The organism is Embleya sp. NPDC008237 (assembly GCF_042956465.1).
Taxonomy (GTDB): domain Bacteria; phylum Actinomycetota; class Actinomycetes; order Streptomycetales; family Streptomycetaceae; genus Embleya.
The window spans coordinates 330,563-355,169 of the sequence record NZ_JBIBGL010000002.1 but is presented as its reverse complement, the minus strand read 5'-3'; the positions used below and the strand labels follow the sequence as shown (position 1 = coordinate 355,169).

The following is a 24,607-nucleotide window of genomic DNA, read 5'->3' as shown; positions in this document are numbered from 1 at the left end:
TCGGCCGCCTGTGCGACCCCAACAGGCCACTGCGCCAATTAGGGCGACGCTCGACCGTACTGCACTTCCGCGCACACGCTAGTCCAAGATCACATTCGATCGAAATTGGCATGACACGATCGGCATGTCGTGGGAGAAATCAGGGAAGGTCCTACCGCTCAATTCCGAGAGATCGGAAGAAATGTCCCAAGAAACGCAAGAAAGAGGGAAGCGGATCACTACCAACCAACCGCGCAAACGCTCACGTTCAGGTGTGAATCCGGACGCGAGTGATCGGATGAAACTGCATCGGACCGTTGCCTACCTGGACGAACGGCCCTACACGCTGATCACATTGCGACCGTCCACCACGACCCGGTTCGCCGTCAACCACTTCCACGACTGCTGGCACGTGTTGTCCGACCAGGCCGGGGCACGCCTGTTCGCCCGACTCCTGTGGGGCCTGGCCTACGACCGGCACGAGAACACCCTCGTGGTGATCGACCGGCGGTTCCTGGACCCGACCCCCTTCGAGGCCGAACCCTCGCTGCCGATCGTGCTGTTCGCGACCGAGCGCACCCCGTTCGGCGGCCGTGCCGCACGCGGGTTGCGCCGGTTGTTGCCCGCACTGGGCCCGCCGGACGGCACCGTCCGTTGGCAGACCCACGGGCTGACCACCGCGCTCGCCGACCGCGCGACCTGGCAGCGCGAGCATCCGGAGCCGCCCTGGGACTGGGAACGCGAGCGCCGGCACAAGCGGAAGCCGTACCACGCGGTGCACGACGGCCTGTTGGTACTGCCCGGAACCACCGGGGCGCTGCTGCGCGACGCGGTGTCGATCGCGAGCCTGGCGGTGTCCGTCGAGGCGCCGATGGCCTACGAGTACCTGCACCACTACGAGTTCCAGGTCTTCCACGACTACCGGCGCCGGGTCAGCGCCGCGCGCACCGCGCGCCGCGAGATCCAGGCGCTGCCGGTACCGCCGGACCGAGGCACCGGCCCGGGCCCCCACGAGGGCGACCTCATCCGCCGGCACATCTGGGTCCGGGGCACCGAGATCCGCGAACGGCGCATGCGCGGGCGGCGCGTCCGGCGTCGGCCGGCGCTCTACCAGACCCGTTCGATCAACGAGATCGAGCGCTCCGGCGCGTCCTCGTTCGAGCGCCTGGCGAACATCCCCGCCGACGAATGAAGCCGCGCCCGGCGCGCCGGCCGACCCGTCCGGGGCCGCGGCTCAGCCGTAGCTCACCGCGTAGAAGGCGACCGCCGCCGCGGCGCCCACATTCAGCGAGTCGACCCCGTGCGACATCGGGATCCGCACGAGTCGATCGGCCGCGGCGAGCGCCTTCGCGGTCAGGCCGGGCCCCTCGGCGCCGAGCATCAGCGCACACCGGTCCAGGTCCGCCGGCGGCAGTTCGTGCAGCGCCACCGATCCCTCGGCGGGAGTCATCGCGAGCAGTGTCAGACCGGCGCCGCGCAGCACGTCCAGCCCGCCCGGCCACGGCTCCAGCCGGGCGTAGGGCACCGAGAACACGGCACCCATCGAGACCTTGACCGAACGCCGGTACAGCGGATCCGCACAATCCGGCGACAACAGCACGGCGTCCATGCCCAGGGCAGCCGCGCCGCGGAAGATCGCGCCCACGTTGGTGTGGTCGTTCACCCCCTCCAGGACCGCGACCCGGCGCGCGCCGGCCACCACGTCCGCAGCCGCCGGCAACGGCTTGCGGCCCATCGAGGCGAGCGCCCCGCGATGGACCTGATAGCCGGTCACCCGCTCGACCACCTCGGGGCTGCCCACGTACACCGGCGCGGCGGCGGCCTCGATCACATCCGTCATGGTCTCGATCCAGCGCTGGGACAGCAGCATGGAGCGCATCGGGTAGCCCGCCGCGAGCGCGCGGCGGATCACCTTCTCGCCCTCCGCCATGAACAGCCCCTCGGCCGGTTCGCGGCGGCGGCGCAGTTCCACGTCGGTCAGGTCGGTGTAGTCGACGAGGCGCGGGTCGGCGGGGTCGTCGAGCGTGATCACGGGCACGGCCCCAGTGTCCCAGCCGGGTCGGGTCGCATCGGCGTGGGCATCCAAGGGACGCGGAACTCACCCGGAGCCGGCCTCCCGACAACCCGTCCGACACTTGCGGACCACCGGGCCGACCGCCGGATGCGTTCCGGCAGTCGGCCCGGAGTCCGAGGGCACGCGAGGCAGCCGACCCGGTCCCGGCTCGGGGCGGCAACCCGTGTGCGTCAGTCGGTGAGCGCCACCACGTCGCCGATCACGACGATCGCCGGCGGCCTGATCCCCGCCGCGACCACGTCCTGTGCCGCCGCGGACAACGAAGTACGAAGCACCCGCTGGGTGGCCATCGTGCCCTCCTGGATCACCGCCACCGGAGTCGTCCCCACGCGCCCGTGCGCCAGCAGCGCCGAGGTGATCGGCCCGAGCCGCTCCACGGCCATCAGCAACACCAGCGTCCCGCGCAAGCGGGCCAGCGCCGCCCAGTCCACGAGCGAGCGCGGGTCCTCGGGCGCGACATGCCCGGACACCACGGCGAACTCGTGCGCCACACCCCGGTGGGTCACCGGGATGCCGGCTATCGCGGGCACCGAGATCGCGCTCGTGATGCCGGGCACCACCTGGCACGGCACGCCCGCCTCGGCGCATGCGAGCGCCTCCTCGAAGCCGCGGCCGAAGACGTAGTTGTCGCCGCCCTTGAGCCGGACCACGAACCGGCCCGCCTTGGCGTGCTCGATCATCGCGTCGTTGATCGCCTCCTGGGCCATCGCCCGCCCGTACGGGATCTTCGCCGCGTCGATCACCTCGACGTGCGGCGGCAGCTCGCCCAGCAGCGCGCGCGGGCCCAGCCGGTCGGCGATCACCACGTCGGCCTCGGCGAGCAGTCGCCGCCCGCGCACGGTGATCAGGTCCGGGTCGCCGGGGCCGCCGCCGACCAGGGCCACTCCGGGCAGCGCGCCGACCGGGCGCTCCCCCCGGGCGGCCAGTGAGCCGTCGTGCAGGCCCTCGACGATGCGATCGCGCACGCCCGCCGCCCGCCGCGGGTCACCGCCCGCCAGCACCGCCACGGTCAGGCCGTCGTGCCGGCCGCTCGCCGGCGTCCATGCGCTGGCGTGCGACGCGTCGTCACAGCGCACGCAGAACACCCGCAGCGCCTCGGCGTCGGCGGCCACCGCCTCGTTGACCTCGGCCACGTCGGTTGCGGCCAGCGCGTACCACGCGCCGTCCAGGTCACCGGGCGCGTAGGCGCGCGGCGCCCACCGCAGCTCGCCGGCGGTCGCCATGCCCTCGACCGCCGGGGTCGCCTCGGGGGCGACCACGAGCACGTCCGCGCCCGCGTCGAGCAGGGCGGGCAGTCGGCGCTGGGCGACCGTACCGGCGCCGACCACGACGACCCGGCGTCCTTCCAGACGCAGGCCGGCGGGATAGGCGGGAGGACCAGGGAGTCGGGACATCGTTCTCACTTTTCCGGGTGGGGCGGGGTGCGCTGCGTACGGTGTTTCTCGGTCTTCCGGTGCACGGATCGATACCGCTTCGGCCTCGGTCGCTCGCGGCCCCGGTGTCGCTTCGGGGTCGCTCCGGCCGTCGCCTCGGCGGTTTTCCCGCGCGGAAAGGGCACCTCTGCCACTCCATCGTGGCGGAGGTGCCCTTCGGCTGCTGCGGGCGGGGGTCGAAATCAGTCGGTTTTGCCGCTGACTCCCGCCGAGTCGAACGTCGCCACATCGTGCAGTACGCGGACCGCGCTCTGCACCAGCGGCAGCGCGAGTACCGCGCCGGTGCCCTCGCCGAGCCGCATCTCCAACTCGACCAGCGGACGCAGCGACAACTTCGCCAGGGCCGCCGCATGGCCGGGTTCGGCCGAACGGTGGCCCGCGACGCACGCGTGGATGGCCTCCGGCGCGATCGCCTGCGCGACCAGGGCCGCCGCACCGGCGATCACCCCGTCGAGCACGACCGGTACGCGCAACGCCGCCGCGCCGATGATGAACCCGGCGAGCGCCGCGTGCTCCAGGCCGCCGATCGCGGCCAGTACGCCGATCGGGTCACCGGGATCGGGTTCGTGCCGCGCCAGCGCCGCCTTGACCACCTCGATCTTGCGCCGGTGCGTGGCATCGTCGATGCCGGTCCCGCGACCGGTCACCTCGGCGACCTCCACCCCGGTGAACACCGAGATCAGCGCGGCGGACGCGGTCGTGTTCGCGATCCCCATGTCGCCGGTGAGCAGCCCTCGGTTGCCGGCCGTGACCAGGTCGCGGGCGGTCTCGATGCCGACCTCGATCGCCGCGATGGCCTCCTCGCGGGTCATCGCGGGGCCCTGGGTCATGTCCGCGGTGCCCGGCCGGATCCGACGTGGCAGCAGTCCGGTCGCGTTCGGCAACTCGGTCGCGACGCCGACGTCCACGACGCACACCTCGACGCCGATCTGCTTGGCGAACGCGTTGACCACGGCGCCGCCGGCGAGGAAGTTGCCCACCATCTGCGCGGTGACCTCCTGCGGCCACGGCGACACGCCCTGCGCGTGCACCCCGTGGTCGGCGGCGAACACCGCGACCGCGGCGGGCTCGGGGACGGGCGGCGGGAAGGTCCGGGCCAGGCCGGACAACTGCGCGCCGATCGTCTCCAGGATGCCCAGCGAGCCGGGCGGCTTGGTCATGTTGCGCTGGTGCTCCCACGCCGCGCCCAGCGCCTTGGCGTCGAGCGGACGCACCGACCGGAGCGTCTCGTCGAGCAGGCTGACCGGCTCCTCGCCGGGCAGGCCGCGCCGACCGTAGGTCTCCTCGTGCACCACCCACGACAGCGGCCGGGCCCTGGCCCATCCCGAGGTGGCCAGCTCCGGCTCGTCCGGGAACGCGTCCACGTAGCCGACGCACAGGTAGGCGACCACGTCGATGTGGTCGGGCAGACCCAGCGCCGTGGCCAACTCGCGCTCGTCGAAGAAGCTCACCCAGCCGACCCCCAGGCCCTCGGCCCGGGCGGCGAGCCACAGGTTCTCCACCGCGAGCGCGCTGGAGTAGGGGCCCATCTGCGGCTGGGTGTGCCGGCCCAGGGTGTGCCGACCGCCGCGCGTGGAGTCCACGGTGACCACGATGTTGACCGGGGTCTCCAGGATCGCCTCGACCTTGATCTCCAGGAACTGCTTGGCCCGGGCCTTGGGCAGCGAGGTGGCGTACGCCTCACGCTGCCGCTGGGCCAGTTCCTGGACGGTGACCCGGGTCTCCTCGGAGCGGATCACCACGAAGTCCCACGGCTGCGAATAGCCGACGCTGGGCGCCGCGTGCGCGGCCTCCAGCACCCGGACCAGGACGTCGTCCGGCACCGGGTCGGGCCGGAACCCGGCCCGGACGTCCCGGCGCTCGCGCATCACCCGATGCACCGCCTCGCGCGCCGCATCGTCGTAGCCGGGAGCGGCGGGGCCGCGCTCGACCTCGGGCTCGGGCTCCGACTGCGCGTCCGGCTCCGACTCCGACTGTTGTTGCGCCTCCGACCGCTGCCCCGGCTCCGGCGCGGCCGGGTCCCGAGGCTCGTCGGCGGATGCGGCGGCAACCGCCTCCGGCGTCGAATCCTCGGCCACCGGCCCGGAATCGGCCGCCGCCGCTGCCGGCTCGACCGCGACCGGCCGCTCGGCGGCGGGCAGCACCACGGTGACCGCGGTCGCCGAGGCGGACTCGGCCGCCGCGTCGCCGTCGGTCGGCGCGTCCGCCGGCGCATCGCCTGCGGGCTCTGCCGGCGCGGGCGTCTCGGGCGCGACCGGGTCGGCCTGCCCGCCCTGGGCCGGGTCGGCCGAAGCGGTGCCGACCGGCTCGGCCGGCGGCGGCGGAATCCTGGGGATCTCGCCGCTCCCGGCGACGACCGCGGGCTGCGGCTGCCGATCGGGCTCGGCGCCGGGCGTGCTCTGGGGGCCGTGCATGGCGGTGCTTTCCTCGGACGTACGGGGACCCGCCGGGCCGGCGGCGGCCGATCCGGCCTCGACCGGGCCGGCAGGCGGCGCGGTTCCGGTCGCGGTGGATACCGCGACGGACTCGGGGGCCGTCGCGGGCGCCGGGTGCTCGGCGCTCGGCGGTGCGGGGATCTCCTCGGCGAGGAGTTCCGCCGCGATGGACCGGGTGGTCGCTCCGGCCGGGACGGCGACGGCGGGCGCCGCGTTCTCGAGCGGGGCCGGGGCGGCCTCGGCCGACGCGTCGTCCGCGGCGGCGACGGGTGCCGCCGCGACGGACGCATCGACCGCTTCGACCACGACCGGCGCACCGTCGGCGACGGGCTCCGGGCCGGGGCCGCCTGCGGCGGGCTGCTCCGCAGGCGCCTGGGGGGCAACCTCCGCGGCGGGTGGCGCACCCACCTGCTCGGCCGCCGGCACGGGCTGCTCGCCCGAGGTCGGAACGACCCCGTCCGGCGCGACCGATGCGGGCTGCTCGTCGGGCGCGGCCGATGCGGGCTGCCCGGTCGTCGTGACCGGCGCGGCCGCGGTCTGGGCCACCGGCCCGGGCTGCGCGGCGGGCGCGGTCGGGCCGCTCGCCACCGGCGGCACGGGTTGCGCCGCCAAGACGGGCTGCGCGACCGACTCGGCCTGCCCGGCCGACTGCGGAGGCGCGACCGAAGCAGCCTGCCCCGACGGGGCAACCGGCTCGGCGGACACCGCGGTTGCGGGCGGCTCGACGGACGCCGCGGTTGCGCTCGACTCCGTCGCTCCGGTGGCCGCACTCGGCACCGCCGGCACCACGCCCTGTGCCGGAACCACCGGCTCCGCCGCCGCGCTGTCGGCGGCCGACTGGCCGGCGCCGGCCTCCGGCGCGACCGCCACGGCCGCAACGGGCTCGGCCCGCGGCCCGGTTGCCGGACCGACGGGCGGTGCGTCGGCCACGGTCGGCGCCGCGTTCGAGCCCTTGGACGGCCCATCGGCCGCAACGGGCTCCGCCGGTACGGGCGGTGCGACCGGCGTACCCTCCGCCGGCGCATCCGGCACCGCCGGACCCGCGTTCGCCTGCGGCACGTCCGGCGCCGCGATCACCTCGGCAACGGGCGCGACCGGCTCGGCCGCCGGCTCGGCGACCTGCGCGGCGTCCGGCTCCGGCGGGGGCACCGGGCCGATCGGCGTCTGCGCGGGAATCGCCCCGTGCTCACCCGAATCGGCCGGCGCCGAGCCGTTCTCGGGCTTGCGTCGCCGGCTTCCGGTGCCTTCCGGCACCGCGGTCGCGGCCGGCGGCACCTGCCCCGCCGGCACCGACGATGCGGCGGCGTCCTGCTGTGCCGCGACGGGCGGCCCGGGTTCGACCACGGCCTCGGCCACGACCGGACCGGGCTCGACCGGAACCGGCGCCGACGCGGCGTCGACGGGCGCTTGGGCTCCCGGCGCGGCCGCAGGCGCGACCGCCTGTGCCGCCGGGTCGGCCCCACCCACTGCGGCCACGCCCGGCGGCACCGAAACGGCCGCCTCCGCGCTGCCGATCGGGCCCGCGGCGGGCGGGGGTGCGGTGGTCGGCGGCGTGCTCGGCGCCGCCGCGTTCGGCCCGGTCAGCGCATCGACGACCGCGTCCGGCGTGGCCTGGACGAATCTGGGATGCGCGGGCTGCGGCGGCACACCCGGCAACGGTTGCGGTATGGCCGGCGCGGTGACCCCCCGCTCGGGCTCGGCCACCGGCGCGACCGGCGACGGCGACTGCTCCGCGACCGGCGCGGCGGGTGCGACCGGCTCGACCGGGGCGGCAGCCGCGACGGGCTCGGCAGGCGCCGGCTCGACCGGCTGCGGCGCGGTCGGCGGCGGTACCACCGGCACCGCCTGCATCGGCGTCGCCTGGGCCGGAATACCGGTGTTCACCGCGTCGCCCACCGGGTGTGCGCCACTGTGCGGGCCGGTCTGCTGCGGCACGGGGCCGCGGCCGACGCGTCGCTGCCGCCGTGGCGGCAGGGTGGTGCGCTGCGGCACGGCGGCGGCGACCGGGAACGGCGGGGTGTCCGCCGGGTTCCCGCCGACCGGCTGGGCCGGCTGCGGGGGGGCCGGCGGCTGCGGGGCCGCCGACTGCGGGGCCTGCGGCTGCTCCACGCTCTGCGCCGCGCGCACACGCTGGCGCAGCCGACCGCCGGTGACGCCCGGCTGCTCGACGAACGCACCGGCCTGCGGGCCGGGTGCCGTATGCGGCGCCGCACCCGAGGGCACCTCGCCCCCGGCCGCGCCCTGCGGCACGTCCGAGCCGTACCCGGCGCCCGGCTGCACGGCGACCGGCTGCACGAACTGCGGCGCGGCGGGCGGCGGTACGACGGGCACCGCCTGCACGGGCGGCGCGGCGGGCGCAGCCTGGGCCGGCCCGCCCTGCGCGGGTACCGCCTGGGCCGGTGCCGGATACGGCTCGGCCACGCCCTGCGGCGCGCCGTACTCCCCGGGGCCGAACCCCTGGACCGGCTGCGGGACTTCCTGATGCGGCGTCATGGGGCCGGGCGGATACGGGATCTGGCCGGCCGTCATCGGCGCGACATAGGTCTCCGGCTGCTCCGGCTCGTCGATGATCATCGCGGCGAACATGCCGGACTGCGGGCCGGGCACGGCGTCGTACGCCTGCTCGACCGGCGGTACCGGAACCTGTCCCGAAGCGTCGTCGCCGGCCGCGGCCATGCGGTCGGCCAGGGACATCCCGGGCGCGGCCGGTACCGGCACGTTCGGGTCGGCCCAGCCTGCCTGCGGCCCCGGCATCAACAGCGAGTCCTCGTCGTCCAGATCGTCGTACGGGTATGGACCGGCCGGTTCCCCAACCGGGCCGGTGCCGGCGGCGTGCCTGGCGGGGGCAGGGCCCACGCCCTCCCCGGCAGGTCGGCGCTCGTCGGCTTCGCTCATGTAACTACTCCTTCCAGGGCAGCCGCGAAGGCCAGCGTCGTGGCACGATCCCGCACCGCGATCCGAAGCCAATCCGGGCCGAGGCCCGGAAAGGTGTCGGCCCGCCGAACCGCGTAGCCTCGCTCCCTCAGCTGCTCGCGGATCTCTGGGCCCCCCTCGATCCGCGCGAGCACGAACGAGGAACGGGGAACGACCGGTAGCCGCATCCCCGAAACCGTGCGCAGCCTCTCCACGAGGTACGAACGGTCAGCCGCGAGCGTAACGGCCAACGCCTCCGCCTGCGCGAGCGCCTCCGGCGTGCAGCACGCCTCGGCGGCGATCAGCGCCGGTGTCGACACCGACCACAACGGCTGAGCGTCCGTGAGGATGCGCACCAGATCCGGGGAAGCCAGGACGTAACCGATGCGAAGTCCGGCCAACGCCCAGGTTTTCGTGAGACTTCGCACAACCACGAGCCCGGGCAGGTCGCGCCGGTCGGCCACGCTTTCGGGTTCGCCGGGGATGGTGTCGGCGAACGCCTCGTCGACCACCAGGATCCGGCCGGGGCGGGCGAGGGCGGCGATCGTGGCCGCCGGGTGCAGGACCGAGGTGGGGTTGGTGGGATTGCCCAGGACGACCAGGTCGGCCTCGTTCGGAATCCGGGCCGGATCGAGGGCGAAGCCGTCCCGCTCGTCCAGCAGTACCCGGTGCACGGTGTGTCCGGCGGCCCGCAACGCGGCCTCGGGCTCGGTGAACTGCGGGTGTACGACCACCGCGTGTCGCGGGGCCAGGGTCCGGGCGAGCAGCACGAACGCCTCGGCGGCGCCCGCCGTGGGCAACACCTCGGCGATCGGGCGCCGGTGTCGGGCCGCGATGGCGGCCCGGGCCCGGCCCGTGTCGGGATAGGCGGCCAGGTCGCCCAGGCTCGCGGTGAGGCGGTGCACGAGCCACGCCGGCGGGGCCGCGAGCCGGACGTTGACCGCGAGGTCCACCAGCCCCGGCCCGATCTCCGCGTCGCCGTGGTGGCGCAGGTCCACGTCCGGCGCGACGCCCGCGCCCGGCGTGCCGTCCCGTTCGTCGGGAATGGGCCCGTCGAGTTCCGTCATCGCGTCACTGCCCATGTCCGTGGTTCCCGTACCCCTGCCCGGTGCCCCTGCCCGCCCGTGTCGTTCGTGTCCATGATGGTGGTGATGGTGCCCGGTCCGACGGCCGGGGTCCCGGCGTTGACCGCGAGCCGGCACTTCCCGACCGGTTTGCCGTGCGAAATCGACTGCCTCATCGCCGAGTCCGCCCATTTCCGGACCGATCACGGCGTTTCCTGTTCCGCCCCCGTGTTCGCCGCCGCACCCGCCGGTCCCGGGCCGGCCGATCCCCCGCCCGCCGGCCGATGGCGGGCCACCGCGACCGTACAGCGTGGGCGCGCGCCCACGCCGCGCGTCTTGGCCACCAGCAACTCGCCCAACCACGGGCCCGGTACCGGCCCCAGCCGCGCGGCGGCCTCGGCCACGCCCGGCGTGCCGACCGCAGCCCTGACCCGCTCGCTGGGATGCGGCACCGGCACCGCGGCGAGTTCCTCCGCCGCGCGCGCGAACAGCGGCAGTCCCAGCAGCGCCGCTCCCGCGACCAGACCCGGCTCGTTCGCCCGGGCCGTCACGGTCACCAGCGCCAGCACCGCCGAGCGCGCCAGGCCGGCCCGCGCGAGCACGGCGCACACGCTCGCGCGCACCTCCTCCGCGCCCACCCCGCGCGCCGCCCCGACCCCGACCACCAAATCCGGCCCGGGCGACGCCGGGCCGGACGTGGCCGAATCCAGCCCCTGCGTCCCCGGTACGCCGGCCGCCGGCGCAGCACCCGGCGCGAGAACTCCCGCCGCCGAGGCGGCGATCACCCGCCCGCCCGACACCCGATCCCCGGTCAAGCCCGGTCCCCCCACACCACGAACACCGGATGCGCCGGTTCCAGGCGTTGGGCGCCACCGGTGACCGGCGAAAGCCGCGAGGCCTGCAACAGACAACCCTCCACGGTGTATCCCGAGCGCTCCAGCACCGCGCGCGCCTCGGCCACCCGATCCACCTCCGACATCGCGGCCACGATCCGCTCCGGCCGGCGCGCCGCGCACGCGGCCACCGTCGAGGGTCCGCCGCCGCCGACGAACACCACGTCCGGCAACGGCAATCGGGACAACACCTCCGGCGCCTTGCCGTGCACCACCTGCACCTCGACCCCGAACCGGCCCGCGTTCTCGGTGATCAGGTCGCACCCGAACGCGTCCTGCTCGACCGCGACCACCGCCGCGCCGTGCCGCGCGCACTCGATACCCACCGAACCGCTGCCCGCGCCGATGTCCCAGACCAGGTCGCCCAGCCGCGGCCCGAGCCGGGCCACCGCCAGCGCGCGCACCTCGGCCCGGGTGATCGCGCCCGCCCGATGCGCGTACACGTCCTCCGCCGCCGCCCAGCCGCGCACCGGACCGGGAAAGCCCGGGCGCTCCCCCGCCAGCCAGCCCGCCGCCGCGCCCGCGCGCGGGGCCGGCCCGATCACGATCACCACGTCCACATCGGACCACTCGTGCTCGATCGCGTGCTCGGCGGAGACCATCGAGATCTCCTCCCGGTCGGTGCCCAGGTGCTCGCACACCACGAAGGTGCGCGGCACATCCGGGAGCAGCGCGGCGAGTTCGGCCGGACCCGCCCCCGGGCCGGTGAGCACCGCGACCTTGCCGAACGCCCGGCACACGTTCGCCGCACGCCGTACGTCCCGGCCCAGCGCGCTGACCACCCGCGCGTCGTCCCACGGCATCGAGGCCCGGGCGAACGCCAACGCCACCGAGGACACCGCGGGCACGATCTCCAACTCCAGGCCGTATTCGGCCCGGCGCAACAACCGCACGATCCCGAAGAACCCGGGATCGCCGACGGCCAGGACGACGGCTATGCCGCGATGCGCGCCGATCCGCTGCGCGGCCACGTGCACGTTGCCCAGCACCACCCGCTCGGCACCCTCGGGCACCGCGACGGCGGCCAACAGCCGTTCCGGGCCCGCCACCAGGGTCGCCGTCCGCAGCGCCTGCACCGCCGGTGCCGACAGCGGCGCGCCGTCGTACCCGATCACGGTCACCCGATCAGCCATGGCCATCCCCTCACCGCGCCGAACCCCGGGGGAGGTCCCGCGCGTGGTCATGCGGCGGCGCCCACGAAGAGGAGCCCGTATCCGACACGACGTCGGCTCCCCCCTTCGAGGTTGCGCCGCTCACCGCCCGAGCGTGCTCCCGTCGCCGCGGTCGGTAATCGGCCACGCCTGCGCGCCGTCCCGCGCACCCGCGCCCACCGTCGCACCCGCACCCGCCGCTCCCGCGCCCGCCGGATCGGCCGCGAGCGCACAGGACCGGGCGAAGCGCCGGGCCAGATCGGGCGCGCCGGCCCAGTGCGCGTGCAGATACGACGCGTGCACCGATCCCGCGACGTGCCCTTCCAGGCCGGAGTCGCCCAGGCTCCACGCCGCCCGGCGCCCGGCCCGCGGCGTGAGCGTCGTGCGGTGGAACTCGTGCCCGCGCACCACCCGACCGGTCGCGGCGAGCACCGAGTCGTGCGCGGCCGTCGCCTCCCGATAGCCCAGGGTCAGCCGCTCGGTCATCCGCGCGTCGGCGTCCAGCACCCCGCACATCGGCGCACCGTCCAGGGTCCGGGCCAGGTAGAGCAGACCCGCGCACTCGGCCGCGATCGGGCCGCCGCGCGCGGCCAGCGCCACCACGTCCGCCCGCAGCGTCGCATTGGCCGACAACTCCGCCGCGTACACCTCGGGAAAACCGCCGCCCAGCACGAGCCCCGTCGTGCCCGCGGGCAGCCGTTCGTCCCGCAGCGGGTCGACGGTGACCACCTCGGCCCCGGCCGCGCCGAGCAGTTCGGCGGTCTCCGCGTACGCGAAGGTGAACGCCGAACCGCCCGCCAGCGCGACGACGGGCCGCCCCGGAATCGGGCCGGCCACCTCCTGCACCGGGTCCCACGGCGCGTCCGGCAGCGGCCCCGCGCCCGCCGCGATCCGCCGCACGGCAGCCAGGTCCACGCTGCGCGCGAGCAGTTCGCCGAGCGCGTCCACCGTGCGCACCGCGTCGGCGTGCCGTTCGGCGACCGGGACCAGGCCCAGGTGCCGCGCGGGTTTGGCGATCGCGTCGTGCCGGCGCAGCACACCCAGGACCGGCATGCCGATCTCGTCCAGCGCCTCGCGCAGCATGCTCTCGTGCCGATCCGAGCCGACCCGGTTCAGGATCACCCCGGCCACGCCCACGTCCGGATCGAACGCGTCGAACCCGCGCACGAGCGCGGCCACCGAGCGGCTCTGCGCCCGCGCGTCCACGACCAGGATCACCGGCGCCGCGAGCAGCCGCGCGACGTGCGCGGTGGAGGCGTACCCACCCCGCCCGGCCGCACCGTCGAACATGCCCATCACGCCCTCGACCACGGCCAGATCGGCACCGCGCGCGCCGTGCGCGAACAGCGGCGCGATCCGGTCCTCGCCGACCAGGAAGGGATCCAGGTTGCGCCCGGGCCGGCCGGCCGCGAGCGCGTGATAGCCCGGATCGATGTAGTCCGGCCCCACCTTGTGCGGCGACACCACGTCGCCGCGCCGGGTGAACGCCGCGATCAATCCGGTGGCGACGGTGGTCTTGCCGTGCCCGGAGGCGGGGGCGGCGATCACCACGCGCGGCGGCGCCGGGGCACTCACCACTCGATGCCTCGCTGGCCCTTTTGGCCCGCGTCCATCGGGTGCTTGATCTTGGTCATCTCGGTGACCAGGTCGGCCGCCTCGATCAGCCGCGGGTCCGCGTCGCGGCCGGTGATCACCACGTGTTGGCTGCCGGGACGATCGCGCAGCACCGCGACCACCTCGTCCACGTCCACCCAGCCCCATTTCATCGGGTAGGTGAACTCGTCGAGCACGTACACCCGGTAGGTCTGCGCGGCCAGGTCGCGCTTGATCTGCTCCCAGCCCTGTCGGGCCGCCTCGGCGTGGTCCTCCTGGGTGCCCTCGCGCTGGATCCAGGACCAGCCCTCGCCCATCTTGTGCCACGTGACCGGGCCACCCTCACCGGTCTCGGTGTGCACGCGGCCGAGGGTGCGCAGCACGGTCTCCTCGCCCACCTTCCACTTCGCCGACTTCACGAACTGGAACACCCCGATCGGCCAACCCTGATTCCAGCCACGCAGCGCCAACCCGAACGCGGCGGTGGACTTGCCCTTGCCGGGCCCGGTGTGCACGACGACCAGGGCCCGATTCCGGCGCTGACGCGTGGTCAGCCCGTCGGCGGGCACGTGCGTGGGAACGCCCTGCGGCATGGTGATCTCCCTTTGTCCAGAGGAATGTCGACCGGGTACGAGCGTCGACGAAGGCACGAGCGCAACACCGACCGGCACCCGTCCCCGACCGGACCGAACACCCGACCCGTCGGGTGTTCGGGGCCGGCGGATCGCGCCACCGCCCACCGGCGGCCGGTGGCGGATCCGACGGGCGGCCGGGCCGCGGGTCACGCGACCGAACGCACGTCCCGAACCAGGCCCGCCAGGCCGTCCGCCGCCAATTCGTCCAGTGTGACCACCGGCCCGCCCAGGTCGCCGGCGAGCCGCGCCGCCAACCCGAGCCGTACCGGCCCGCTCTCGCAGTCCACCACCAACGAGGCGACCCCCGTCGCGGCCAACAACCGCGCCGCCCGCCGGCTCTCGCCCAGGGCGTCCCCGCCGCCCGTGGCCCGCCCGTCGGTGACCACGACCAGCAGCGGCCGGCGCAGCGGATCACGCAGCCGTTCCACCCGCAACGCCTCGTGTGCGCGCAGCAGTCCGGCCCCCACCGGGGTGCGCCCGCCGGTGGGCAGCGCGGCCAGTCGGGCCGCGCCGATCTCGACCGAGGAGGTCGGCGGCAACACCAGCGCGGCGTGGGCGCCGCGGAAGGTGACCAGGCCGACCTTGTCCCGCCGCTGGTAGGCGTCCAGGAGCAGGGAGAGCACCGCGCCCTTGACCGCGCGCATGCGCTTGCGCGCCGCCATCGACCCGGACGCGTCCACCACGAACAGCACCAGGTTGCCCTCCCGGCCCTCGCGGACCGCCTCGCGCAGATCCGCACGCCGCAGCAGCAGCCCCGCGCCGGTGCGGCCCCGCGCCTTCTGGTGCAGCGCCGCCGCCCGCACCGTGGCCGCGACGTGCAGCCGGGTCACCCGGCCGGCCGCGACCTGCGAGCCGGTGGTGCGCCCGCTCGCGGTCCGCGCCCGCGAGCGCCGCCCGGCCGCGCCCTGACCCACCCCGGGCACCGAGAACAGCCGGGTGCGGTACGGCTCGGCAGCCGCGACGGCGGCCTGCTCGCGCCCGCCGCCCGAGGCGGTGGGCGCGCCCTCCACGGGCGCGTCCTCGGTGCCCGGCGCCGAACTCGGCGCCGCCTCGGTCCGCCCCGGCGCCTCGGCCGCCCCCGACCCGTCGGCCGCGTCCGGCCCATCGGACCGGCCCGAACCCTCGGACCCGTCCGACCCGTGCGCGTCCGGCGGCGGCGACCCACCGCCGTCCGGCCCGTCCCCCTCCGGTTCGGGCTCGGGTTCGGGTTCCGGCTCGTCCGGGTCGCGCAGTGCCTCGTCGAGGTGTTCCTCGTCCAGCCCCGGCGCGTCGAAGGGGTTGCGCCGGCGTCGATGCGGCAGCGCCAGCAGCGCCGCCGCGCGCACGTCCTGCGCCGTCACCTCGGTCCGCCCGTGCCAGGCGGCCAGTGCGATCGAGGTGCGCGCCGTGACCAGGTCCGCACGCATCCCGTCCACCTCGAACGACGCGCACACGCGTGCGATCCGCTCCAACTCGGCGTCCGGAAGCACCACATCCGCCAAAACCCGACGGGCGCGCAGGATGCGCTCGGCCAACTCGGCGTCCTCGCCCGCCCAGCGGGCCGCGAACGCGTCGGGGTCGGCCTCGTAGGCCAACCGTCGGCGCACCACCTCGGCCCGCTCGCGCGGCTCGCGGCTGGCCGCGACCTCCACCGTCAGCCCGAACCGGTCGAGCAACTGCGGTCGCAGCTCGCCCTCTTCCGGGTTCATCGTGCCCACGAGCAGGAACCGCGCGGCGTGCCGCACGGACACCCCCTCGCGTTCGACGTGCGAGGTGCCCATCGCGGCCGCGTCCAGGAGCAGGTCCACCAGGTGGTCGTGCAGCAGGTTGACCTCGTCGACGTACAACACGCCCCGGTGCGCGGCGGCCAGCAGGCCGGGCTCGTACGCCTTGACGCCCTCGGTCAGCGCGCGTTCGATGTCCAGCGAGCCGGCCAGTCGGTCCTCGCTGGCGCCGACCGGCAGTTCGACCAGGCGCGCGGCGCGGGTGGTGCCGGCGATCCCCGGGTCGTGCGGGCCGTCCGGGCATCGGGCATCCGGGGCGGCCGGATCGCACGAGAAGCGGCAACCGGGCACCACCGCGACCTCGGGCAGTTGGCCGGCGAGCGCGCGCACCATGGTCGACTTGGCGGTGCCCTTCTCGCCGCGCACGAGCACTCCGCCGACCGCGGGCGAGACCGCGTTGAGCACGAGCGCCAGCCGCAGATCGGCCAGGCCGACGATCGCGGAGAACGGGTAGGCGGCGCTCATCGGCGTCGCCCCGCGCCACTGGATATGCGGTCGGTTGTCACAAAGCACGCAGGCATGCGCCGTCGGCCTCCCTCGGGTGTCCACGCCCTGGTCGGTTGCAGGACCCGCGACCCGGGCCCCGGACAGCGGCAAGTCTCTGGCTCACGCCCGCCCGAGGGCGCGCGTTCACAGTGGCGGGACCGCTCCGGGTTGCCGTACCGCGCCGCCTCCCTCGGATGTACCGGTGTCGAGGTGTGCCCGAACCCTCGCGGAGCACGCGCATACCTCGACACCGGGCCCGAAGGTGCTCCGCGCGATACGCCGGATTCCTTCCCTGCTGTCGGCGACAGCCTCTCATACGCCCGAAAACGCGCCACGGCCCCCGCCACATGAGGTGGCGGGGGCCGTGGTGGGGTGTGCTGCGCGCGGATCAGAACGCGGCGAGCACATTGCCCTTGTACTCGTCGGCGATGTACTTCTTCACCTCGGGCGAGTTCAGCAGCTTGGCCAGCTTCTGCACACGCGGGTCGTTCTCCTTGCCCTTCTTGACCACCAGGACGTTCGCGTACGGGTTGTTCTCCGCCTTCTCCACCGCGATGCCGTCCTTGCCCGGGGTCAGCTTGGCCTCCAGCGCGTAGTTGCCGTTGATCACCGCGCCGTCCACGTCGTCCAGCGCGCGGGGCAGCTGGGCCGCCTCGATCGCCTTGAACTTGAGCTTCTTCGGGTTGTCCACGACGTCCTTCTCGGTCGCCGTGGTGCCCGCGCCGTCCTTGAGCTTGATCACTCCGTTGTCGGCGAGCAGCTTGAGCGCGCGACCGCCGTTGGTGGCGTCGTTGGGGAACGCGACGGTCGCGCCCTCCTTCAGGTCGGCGAGCGACTTGACCTTCTTGGAGTAGAGCGCCAGCGGCTCCAGGTGCACCGGCACGACCGGGACCAGGCTGGTCTTCTTCTCCTTGTTGAACTCGTCAAGATACGGCTTGTGCTGGAAGAAGTTGGCGTCGACGTTGCCCTCGTCCAGGGCCGGGTTCTGCTGGGTGTAGTCGGCGAATTCCTTGACGTCCAGCTTCAGGCCCTCCTTCGCCGCGAGGTTGTCCTTGATGTACTTCAGGATCTGCGCGTGCGGGACGGCGGAGGCGGCGACCTTGAGCGGGTCGGAAGCGGACGAGCCCTTGTCGTCGTCGCTGCCGCAGGCGGCGAGACCGAGTCCGAGGGCGGCGACGGCGGTGAGGGCGACGAACTTGTTGATACGCACGAAGAGTGCCTTTCCTGGTGGTGCGGTGTACGCGGGCGGGATGCCTCGCGTCGTACGGGGGCCGGGCGCGAAAGTCCCTAGCGGTGGGCGAGCCTGCGGGAGAGCAGATCGCCGACGAATTGCACGAGTTGAACCAGGACGACGAGCACCGCGATGGTAACGAGCATCAGGTTCGTCTCGAAGCGTTGGTAGCCGTAGCGGATGGCCAGATCGCCCAGCCCGCCGCCGCCGACCACGCCCGCCATCGCGGAGTAGCCGACGATCGCCACGACGGTCACCGTGATCGCGGAGATGATCGAGGGCACCGCCTCGCGCACGAGCACCTTGCGCACGATGGTGGTCGTGCTCGCGCCCATCGACTGCGCGGCCTCGATCAGTCCCCGGTCCACCTCGCGCACGGCGGTCTCCACCAGGCGCGCGAAGAACGGGATGGCGCCCACGGTGAGCGGCACGATCGCCGCGTCGGTGCCGATCGTGGTCCCCACCACCCAGCGGGTGAACGGGATCAGCGCGACCAGCAGGATCAGGAACGGGACCGAGCGGCCCACGTTGACCACCAGGCCGAGCAGCTTGTTCGCCGGTGCGAACGCGAGCGGGCCGCCCCGGTCGGTGAGCACGAGCAACAACCCGATCGGCAACCCGATCAGTACGGTGATCAGCGTCGAGACGCCGACCATGTACAACGTCTCCTGGGTCGCGGTCTCCAGCAGTGGCCGCATTTCGGACCAGGTCATCGTCAGATCTCCTTGCCCGCGAGCGCCACGCCGTCGGCGGCGGCGACGTCGGCGTCCGACTCGGTGGGGGTCGCCGGGCCCTCGTCGACCACGTCGACCTGAAGGCCCTGCTCGCGCAGGTAGCCGATGGGCACCACGTTGTGCTCGAACGTGCCGTCCAGCGAGATCCGCATCCGGCCGATCTGCCGACCGCCGACGCTCTCCACCGCCGCGCCCAGCACGTTGACGTCCACGTTGTAGGTGCGTGCGAGCGTGGAGATGAACGGCTGCGCCGTCTCCTCGCCGCGGAAGGTGATGTCGACCACGGTGCGGCCCTCCAGCAGGCCCGGCGTGCCCAGCGGGAACATCTCCCGGGCCAGCCGCGAGTCGGAGCGGCCGAGCAGTTCGCCCACCGTCCCGGACTCGACGATCCGGCCGCCCTCCATCAGGGCCGCCGAGTCGCAGATGTTCTTGACCACGTCCATCTCGTGGGTGATCAGCAGGATGGTCAGGCCGAGCCGGTCGCGCAGGTCGCGCAGCAGCGCCAGGATCGAGCGGGTGGTCTCCGGGTCGAGCGCCGAGGTGGCCTCGTCGGACAGCAGCACGCGCGGCTCGGCGGCCAGAGCACGGGCGATGCCCACCCGCTGCTTCTGCCCGCCGGACAGTTGCGCGGGGTACGCCTTGGCGTGCTCGCTCAGCCCGACCAGTTCGAGCAGTTCGGCGACTCGGCGGGCCCGGTCCCGGCGCGGGATGCCGGCGATCTCCAGCGGCACCGCGACGTTCCCGGCGACGGTGCGGCTGGAGAGCAGGTTGAAGTGCTGGAAGATCATCCCGATGCGGCGCCGCTCGGCACGCAGCGCGCTCGCGGACAGCGCGGTCAACTCGTGCCCGCCCACCTCGACGGTGCCCGACGTGGGGCGCTCCAGCAGGTTCAGGCAGCGGATCAACGTGCTCTTGCCGGCGCCGCTGCGGCCGAGCACGCCGAAGATCTCGCCTTCGCGCACGTGCAGGTCGACGTTGTCGAGCGCGGTCACCTGCCGTTCTCGGCTGCGATAGACCTTGCTCAGGGCAGTGGTACGGATCACCGTGATGTCCTCGGTTGGATGCGCGTGCCGAATCGGGCCCGGCGAGGGGCCGCGCGATTTGGTCACACAGGGGGCGTGGCGGGGATGACACCGGGGGCGCGAAGCGCTCGGCCCGGGTGAGGGGTCAGGCCCTCAAATCCTCAACAGCCACACATTCGACAGGTCTGACACGAACGGCACATGCGACGACAACCCGTGGCGGTAGCCGCGGTGCCGGATGTGTGAGCCGTCGTGAACATGATCCGATTAAAGCAGACACCCATCCCGCAATGGAAATGTCATTGCGCCGGGACGCCTGCGACCGGATCCGACGAAGCCCCGGCGACCATGGAATCCATGGCCGCCGGGGCTTCGGGGCTTCGGGCGCCGCTTCGTCGGGCGCGGGGTCGGTCAGGCCGCGAGGACGGCCGTCTTGCGCAGGTAGACCAGGCTCAGCCGAGGGCTGACCTTCTCGATCCGGCCGGAGACGTACCCGAGCCGCTCGTACAGTCGCAGGTTGTTCTCGCTGCGGTGACCGGTGAACAACTCGTACTCGGCCGCGTCCGCGAGCTTCTCCTCGATCGCGCGCAGCAGTCGGGTGCCGAGCATGTGCCGCTGCAGCCGGGGGTGCACGACCAGTTTGCCGATCCGGGCCACGCCGTCCTCGATGGTGCCGCGCACCGAACCGACGACCTCGTCGCCCAGGCGCGCCACCAGGACGGTGTGCGTGTCGAACTCGGCGCGCAGGCTCTCCAGGCTCTGCGTCAGCGGCTCGATGCCGTAGTCGTTGTACAGGGCCGCCTCGCCCTGGTAACAGAGGTACTGAAGCTTGAGGATCTGCTCGGCGTCGGATACGTCCGCCGTGCCGATGCCTACGTTCTGCCCCATCGGATTGCTCCCCTGATCGCCCTGATCACCGTGCGGATGTGTGTGCCGCAGCGTCATGCCACAGTGCCTCCGCGAAGGGGGAGGGTTGTCCCCTTCTCGAACACGAGCTTGAACACTGCATTCGTCACTGTTCCACACGGCTTTTCCCGGACTTCTACCCGGTCCTCACCTACGCGCAATCCGCTGTTCAGGCAACCGCTCGGGCCAAGTGCCCCCGATCGAGTGATTTCCGCGTCGGCCGGTCGGCCCACTACAGGCCGGTGACCCGGCGCACGACCCCCTCCTTGATCGCCCGCACCGTCGAGAACGGCTCGGTGACCCGATGCACCAGCAGGGTCAGGTGCGCGTCGGCGCCCACCACGTACCGCGATCTGGGCGACTTGACGGTGGCCGCCTCGACGATCGTGGCGGCCACCGTCTCCGGGTCGCTCCACAGCGGCTTCATGATCGAAAAGCCCAGGTCCATCCGTTGGAACGCGGTCGCGAAGGGCCCGCCGCGATGCCGCTCGACGGCCTCGGCCATCTCGTCGGTGACGCCGCTGCGGAACCCGCCGGGCGAGACGACCACGACGTCGACCCCGACGCCGGCCACCTCCACGCGCAGCGCGTCGGAGACGGCCTCCATCGCGTGCTTCCCGGCCTGGTACCAGCCCAGCAGCGGGTAGCTGATCTGCCCGGCGAGCGAGGAGATCTGGATCACTCGACCCCACCCGCGCCCGCGCATGTGCGGGATGGCCAGGCGGGCCAGCCGCATCGGGCCGAACAGCGCGGTCTCCATCTGGTGCCGGGCGTCCTCCTCGGACACGTCCAGCACCGGCGCGAAGGACGTGCCGCCGGCGTTGTTGACCAGGATGTCGGGGCGCACGTCCTCGATCACGTCCTTGCCGCCGGCCGCGTCGGTGATGTCCAGAATCACGGTGCGCACCTCGACACCGGCGTCGGCCGCCGCCGCGGCGACCGCCTCCGCCTTCGCCGCCGAGCGCACCGTGCCCACCGTGCGGACGCCCGCCGCGGCGAACGCCAGCACGGTGGCCAGCCCCAGGCCGGAGTTGGCCCCGGTGACCAGTGCCGTTCTGCTCACGCGCGACCCGCCTCGACACCCGCGGCACGGGACTTCGGCCGTCCGCGGCGCGCCGCGGCGCTCCCGGCCGGCTTGGCCGCGGCGCTCATCGTCGCACCCTTGCCGGACCGCTCACCCGAGCCCGAGCCCCCACCCGCGCCCGCGCCGGACGTGCCGGCCGCCTGACCGCGCCGGGGAGCGGGCACCTTGATCGCGGGCGCCGACGCGGCAGCGGCCTCGGCCCCCGACACGGACTCGGGCCCGGACCCGGACCCGGCCCTCGGCACGGACTCGGACTCGACCTCGGCCTCGAACCGGGCCCCGTCCCGCGCCGCGGGCGCGTGCGCCCCGTCGGCGTCGGCAACCGCCTCGGCCTCGGTCTCGCCGACCGGAACGCCCGCCCGATCGGCGGGGAGATCGTGCACGCTCTGCTCCGGCGCGAGCTCGTCGGCCGCCTTCAGCAGCAGGTTGAGCTGCTCGACGATGCTGTCGGCCAGCGCGAACGGGTCCGGCAGCGCCTCCTTGTCCGCGAGCACGCCGATGTCGATCTGGTCGTGGTAGCTCATGCCACCGATGAACAATCCGAAGCCGTCGGCGATGATCCCCATCGAATGGAATGCCTCCACCTTCTGCCCGTGGGCATACAGGGGCGTGCGCGGACCGGGCACGTTCGAGATGGTGGCGTTGCACAACGCGGGCAGCACGGAGGCGAGCTGCGCGTCCCGGTACAGCCCGCCCAGCAGGCCGAGCAGGGCCGGCGGCGGCGTCTCGGCCAGGCCGGTGAGCAACTCGCCGCCCATCGCGCTCTGTACGGCCTTGGCGGCGTTGGAGTTCTCGTGGATGCACAACAGGCGCTCGGCGGGCTCCGCGACGTCGGTGGCCAACCCCACGAGCATGCCGGTGATCATGTTGCCGCCCGCGCGCTCACCGCCGCGCGTGGCGTCCACGGGCACCGTGGCGATCAACTGCCGGTCGGGCAACTCGCCCAGCCCATCCAGCTGTTCGCGCAGCGCACCGGCCACGATCGCGAGCACGACATCGTTGACCTTGACCCCGAACGCGTTCTTGACCAGCTTGACGTCGGACAGCGAGACGGTGCAGAACCCGTACGAACGCCGTTTGCCGATCGGCTCGTTGTACCGGGTCCTCGGCACGTTCAGCGGCAGCGCCCGCCCCAGTCGCCCGGTCAGCGCGGCCTGCACGACGCCCTGCCCCAGCCGGCCGAGTTGCCGACCCACCCGGACCGGGGTACCTGCCAGCGAGAGCGCGCCCTCGCGCACCGCCTGCCAACCCTGCGGCGGTTCGATCCCCTCGACCGGCGCCACCACCGGGACCGCCTCGGACGCGAGCGACGCCTCGGGGTCGGCGTCGAAGAAGATCTCCTGCATGGCCGCGCCGGAGCGTCCGTCGATGCACGCGTGATGCACCTTCCACAGGTGCGCGACGCGCCCGTGCTCCAGGCCCTCGACGATCCACCACTCCCACAGCGGCCGATCCCGCGGAAGCCGGTGGCGGTAGATCTCCTCGGCCATGGCGGTGAGTTCACGCCGTCCGCCCGGGGCCTCCAGGGTGGCCCGGTGCAGGTGGTTCGCAAGCTCGAAGTCGGGGTCCTCGACCCAGTGCGGCCGGGCCAGCCCCCACGGGCCCTGCACCAGTTTGCGACCGAGCAGCGGCAGCCGGGGCAGACGCGCGGCCAACCTGCGCTCGAAGGCCGCGCGGTCGACCCGGCCCCCGGTGTCGGAGGCGTCGACGATGGTCAGGCAGACCACGTGCGCCGGCCACTCCTGCGACTCCAGGGCCAGAAAAGCCGAATCCAGACCGGAGAGCTTCACCAGGTGTTCCTCCTCCCGATGCCCGACGAGGTCAGGGCATCCTCGATGAAGCGGCGCGCCTGTCGGTTCCACACGGCTCCGATGTGCGAGCCGCGGTACCAGCAGACGGATGGTTCCTCCCAGTGCTTCCAGAGCCGATACGCCTGCTGCGGGGTGGCCATGCGGTCGGCCAGGCCGGCATAGACGAAGCGGCGGTCCAACGGCACCCGCGGCGTCATCGCCAGCGGCGAGACCACCCGGTGGACCGTCTCGGCCTCCTCGCCGAGCAGGCCCGCCGCGCGCACCTCGCGCTTGATGTCGTCGGGTGCGTGGTGCGACATCACCCACGCCATGTCGACCGAGGGAACACCGACGATCACGCAGTCGAGGTCCTCCAGACTCGCGACCAGGGCGGCGACGTAGGCCCCCAGCGAGAGCCCGTGCACCGCGATCGGGGTGTCCCCCTGCCGGCGGACCCAGTCCAGGCAGCGGCGCACGTCCCACACGGCCTGTCCCAGGCCGTGCACGTTGCCGAGGTAGTCGAACGAGATGAACGGCGTGTCCTGGGCGCGCGCGGACTTGCGCGGGCCGTGCATCGGCAGCACCGGGTGGATCACGTTGATGCCCAGTTCGCGGTGCAGCCGTTGGGAGTGGAACGCCGCCAGGTCGCCGGGGCGCCCCATGCCGAAGCCGTGCAGGTTCACCAGCCACGGCCGCGGCTTGCCCGGGTGGCGCAGCACGTACGCCCACACCCGCTGGTTCGCGCCCGCCGCCTGCCACCGGGTGGCGCCCGGAACGCCCGCCCAGGGCACGTACTCGCTGACGAACGCCAGCTGTTCGTACCCGATCGTGCCGTAGAGCCTGCCCCGCATCACCGGATCGATCAGCGCCGGCGGCTCGGGGTGGAACAGGGTCGGGTCGTCCAGGTAGGTCTCGGCGCGGAACTTGTGCACCGCGTCGGAGATTTCCTCCCGGATGCGCAGGGCGTCCTCGGGATCGGGCGAGAGCCGACCGCTCGCCAAGAGCGCGACCACGACCTCGTCGAGGAAGGCTGCGTAGACCAGCCCCGGCGTGGGAAAGACGGTCGGCATCTCCGGATGGCGTCGGCGTTCGGCGCGCAGCGAGCGCACATAGGAGCGCACACCGAAGCCCACGGACTGGGGCACGCTGCGCAGCAGCCCGGCAATCGGCAGGTCCGAGAGCATGGAAGCGGACTTCTCACCCTCGGAACGTATGCGGCGCAGGCGATCGAGCATGCTGATCCCTCCCCTCGATCAGGGCCGACCCTAGTACGCGACGCACGGAGCGAACACAGTCAATCGCGTTTGGTAACGGCGATTTCACATTTGGGACTGGAACCTCGACTTCCGCTCACACACGTGCAACAGGCCCGAAACCGGACTCGGACCACCCCCGGCACGACAAACTGCTCCCGGACACGC

General features: G+C 73.8%; 17 protein-coding genes. 1 reads left to right on the top strand and 16 read right to left on the bottom strand.

Annotated elements, in window-relative coordinates; all coding sequences use genetic code 11:
* Positions 1–277: 277 nt before the first annotated feature.
* Positions 278–1,171: a hypothetical protein gene (locus ACFZBU_RS04720; protein WP_391582025.1), complete on the top strand. Its 894-nt coding sequence runs from the start codon at positions 278–280 to the stop codon at positions 1,169–1,171.
* A 42-nt stretch (positions 1,172–1,213) separates the two neighbouring features.
* On the opposite strand, the gene ACFZBU_RS04715 is transcribed toward ACFZBU_RS04720, so the two are convergent.
* From ACFZBU_RS04715 to ACFZBU_RS04640, 16 genes are all read right to left on the bottom strand, one after another.
* Entirely contained in the window at positions 1,214–2,017 is an 804-nt protein-coding gene (locus tag ACFZBU_RS04715; RefSeq protein ID WP_391582024.1) for a TrmH family RNA methyltransferase, read from the bottom strand.
* A gap of 206 nt (positions 2,018–2,223) precedes the next feature.
* Positions 2,224–3,447, bottom strand: a complete 1,224-nt coding sequence (gene cobA / locus ACFZBU_RS04710; protein WP_391582023.1) for a uroporphyrinogen-III C-methyltransferase — start codon at positions 3,445–3,447, stop codon at positions 2,224–2,226.
* A gap of 221 nt (positions 3,448–3,668) precedes the next feature.
* Positions 3,669–8,816 carry a nicotinate-nucleotide--dimethylbenzimidazole phosphoribosyltransferase gene (gene cobT / locus ACFZBU_RS04705; RefSeq protein WP_391582022.1) on the bottom strand — a complete coding sequence of 1,716 codons (5,148 nt, stop codon included), beginning with the start codon at positions 8,814–8,816 and terminating at the stop codon, positions 3,669–3,671.
* Positions 8,813–9,916 (bottom strand): Rv2231c family pyridoxal phosphate-dependent protein CobC, encoded by a 1,104-nt coding sequence (gene cobC, locus ACFZBU_RS04700; protein ID WP_391582021.1) that lies wholly within the window; start codon positions 9,914–9,916, stop codon positions 8,813–8,815. Before cobC ends, cobT begins: the two co-directional genes overlap by 4 nt.
* A 185-nt stretch (positions 9,917–10,101) precedes the next feature.
* The gene (locus ACFZBU_RS04695) at positions 10,102–10,713 is read right to left on the bottom strand and encodes a cobalamin biosynthesis protein (RefSeq protein WP_391582020.1); all 612 of its coding nucleotides are present in this window, start codon (positions 10,711–10,713) and stop codon (positions 10,102–10,104) included.
* Positions 10,710–11,924: a precorrin-6y C5,15-methyltransferase (decarboxylating) subunit CbiE gene (gene cbiE / locus ACFZBU_RS04690; protein WP_391582019.1), complete on the bottom strand. Its 1,215-nt coding sequence runs from the start codon at positions 11,922–11,924 to the stop codon at positions 10,710–10,712. The genes ACFZBU_RS04695 and cbiE overlap by 4 nt, the downstream gene beginning before the upstream one ends.
* Positions 11,925–12,044: 120 nt before the next feature.
* On the bottom strand, positions 12,045–13,517 hold the full coding sequence (locus tag ACFZBU_RS04685; RefSeq protein WP_391582018.1) for a cobyrinate a,c-diamide synthase: 1,473 nt from the start codon (positions 13,515–13,517) through the stop codon (positions 12,045–12,047).
* A complete protein-coding gene (gene cobO / locus ACFZBU_RS04680; RefSeq protein ID WP_391582017.1) occupies positions 13,514–14,128 on the bottom strand; it encodes a cob(I)yrinic acid a,c-diamide adenosyltransferase in 615 nt (204 codons plus the stop codon). The genes ACFZBU_RS04685 and cobO overlap by 4 nt, the downstream gene beginning before the upstream one ends.
* Positions 14,129–14,316: 188 nt before the next feature.
* Positions 14,317–16,398, bottom strand: coding sequence for a putative cobaltochelatase (locus ACFZBU_RS04675; protein WP_391582016.1), 2,082 nt, complete (start codon positions 16,396–16,398; stop codon positions 14,317–14,319).
* A gap of 409 nt (positions 16,399–16,807) precedes the next feature.
* Complete coding sequence (locus ACFZBU_RS04670; protein ID WP_391582015.1) at positions 16,808–17,629, bottom strand: MetQ/NlpA family ABC transporter substrate-binding protein; 822 nt, start codon at positions 17,627–17,629, stop codon at positions 16,808–16,810.
* A gap of 77 nt (positions 17,630–17,706) precedes the next feature.
* A complete protein-coding gene (locus tag ACFZBU_RS04665; RefSeq protein ID WP_391582014.1) occupies positions 17,707–18,363 on the bottom strand; it encodes a methionine ABC transporter permease in 657 nt (218 codons plus the stop codon).
* A gap of 2 nt (positions 18,364–18,365) precedes the next feature.
* Positions 18,366–19,427 (bottom strand): methionine ABC transporter ATP-binding protein, encoded by a 1,062-nt coding sequence (locus ACFZBU_RS04660; RefSeq protein WP_391582013.1) that lies wholly within the window; start codon positions 19,425–19,427, stop codon positions 18,366–18,368.
* A 390-nt stretch (positions 19,428–19,817) separates the two neighbouring features.
* A complete protein-coding gene (locus tag ACFZBU_RS04655; RefSeq protein ID WP_391582012.1) occupies positions 19,818–20,294 on the bottom strand; it encodes a GNAT family N-acetyltransferase in 477 nt (158 codons plus the stop codon).
* Positions 20,295–20,544: 250 nt separating this feature from the next.
* On the bottom strand, positions 20,545–21,375 hold the full coding sequence (locus ACFZBU_RS04650; RefSeq protein ID WP_391582011.1) for an SDR family NAD(P)-dependent oxidoreductase: 831 nt from the start codon (positions 21,373–21,375) through the stop codon (positions 20,545–20,547).
* Positions 21,372–23,186: a wax ester/triacylglycerol synthase family O-acyltransferase gene (locus ACFZBU_RS04645; RefSeq protein ID WP_391582010.1), complete on the bottom strand. Its 1,815-nt coding sequence runs from the start codon at positions 23,184–23,186 to the stop codon at positions 21,372–21,374. The genes ACFZBU_RS04650 and ACFZBU_RS04645 overlap by 4 nt, the downstream gene beginning before the upstream one ends.
* Positions 23,183–24,421 carry an alpha/beta hydrolase family protein gene (locus ACFZBU_RS04640; protein WP_391582009.1) on the bottom strand — a complete coding sequence of 413 codons (1,239 nt, stop codon included), beginning with the start codon at positions 24,419–24,421 and terminating at the stop codon, positions 23,183–23,185. Before ACFZBU_RS04640 ends, ACFZBU_RS04645 begins: the two co-directional genes overlap by 4 nt.
* Between the last annotated feature and the right edge of the window lie 186 nt (positions 24,422–24,607).

What these genes read in the sequence shown, in the direction of transcription:
- ACFZBU_RS04720 (WP_391582025.1), top strand. Translation starts at nt 278, where the DNA reads ATGAAACTGCATCGGACCGTTGCCTACCTGGACGAACGGCCCTACACG.
- cobA (WP_391582023.1), bottom strand. Translation starts at nt 3,447, where the DNA reads ATGTCCCGACTCCCTGGTCCTCCCGCCTATCCCGCCGGCCTGCGTCTG.
- cobT (WP_391582022.1), bottom strand. Translation starts at nt 8,816, where the DNA reads ATGAGCGAAGCCGACGAGCGCCGACCTGCCGGGGAGGGCGTGGGCCCT.
- cobC (WP_391582021.1), bottom strand. Translation starts at nt 9,916, where the DNA reads ATGGGCAGTGACGCGATGACGGAACTCGACGGGCCCATTCCCGACGAA.
- cbiE (WP_391582019.1), bottom strand. Translation starts at nt 11,924, where the DNA reads ATGGCTGATCGGGTGACCGTGATCGGGTACGACGGCGCGCCGCTGTCG.
- cobO (WP_391582017.1), bottom strand. Translation starts at nt 14,128, where the DNA reads ATGCCGCAGGGCGTTCCCACGCACGTGCCCGCCGACGGGCTGACCACG.
- ACFZBU_RS04675 (WP_391582016.1), bottom strand. Translation starts at nt 16,398, where the DNA reads ATGAGCGCCGCCTACCCGTTCTCCGCGATCGTCGGCCTGGCCGATCTG.
- ACFZBU_RS04665 (WP_391582014.1), bottom strand. Translation starts at nt 18,363, where the DNA reads ATGACCTGGTCCGAAATGCGGCCACTGCTGGAGACCGCGACCCAGGAG.
- ACFZBU_RS04655 (WP_391582012.1), bottom strand. Translation starts at nt 20,294, where the DNA reads ATGGGGCAGAACGTAGGCATCGGCACGGCGGACGTATCCGACGCCGAG.
- ACFZBU_RS04640 (WP_391582009.1), bottom strand. Translation starts at nt 24,421, where the DNA reads ATGCTCGATCGCCTGCGCCGCATACGTTCCGAGGGTGAGAAGTCCGCT.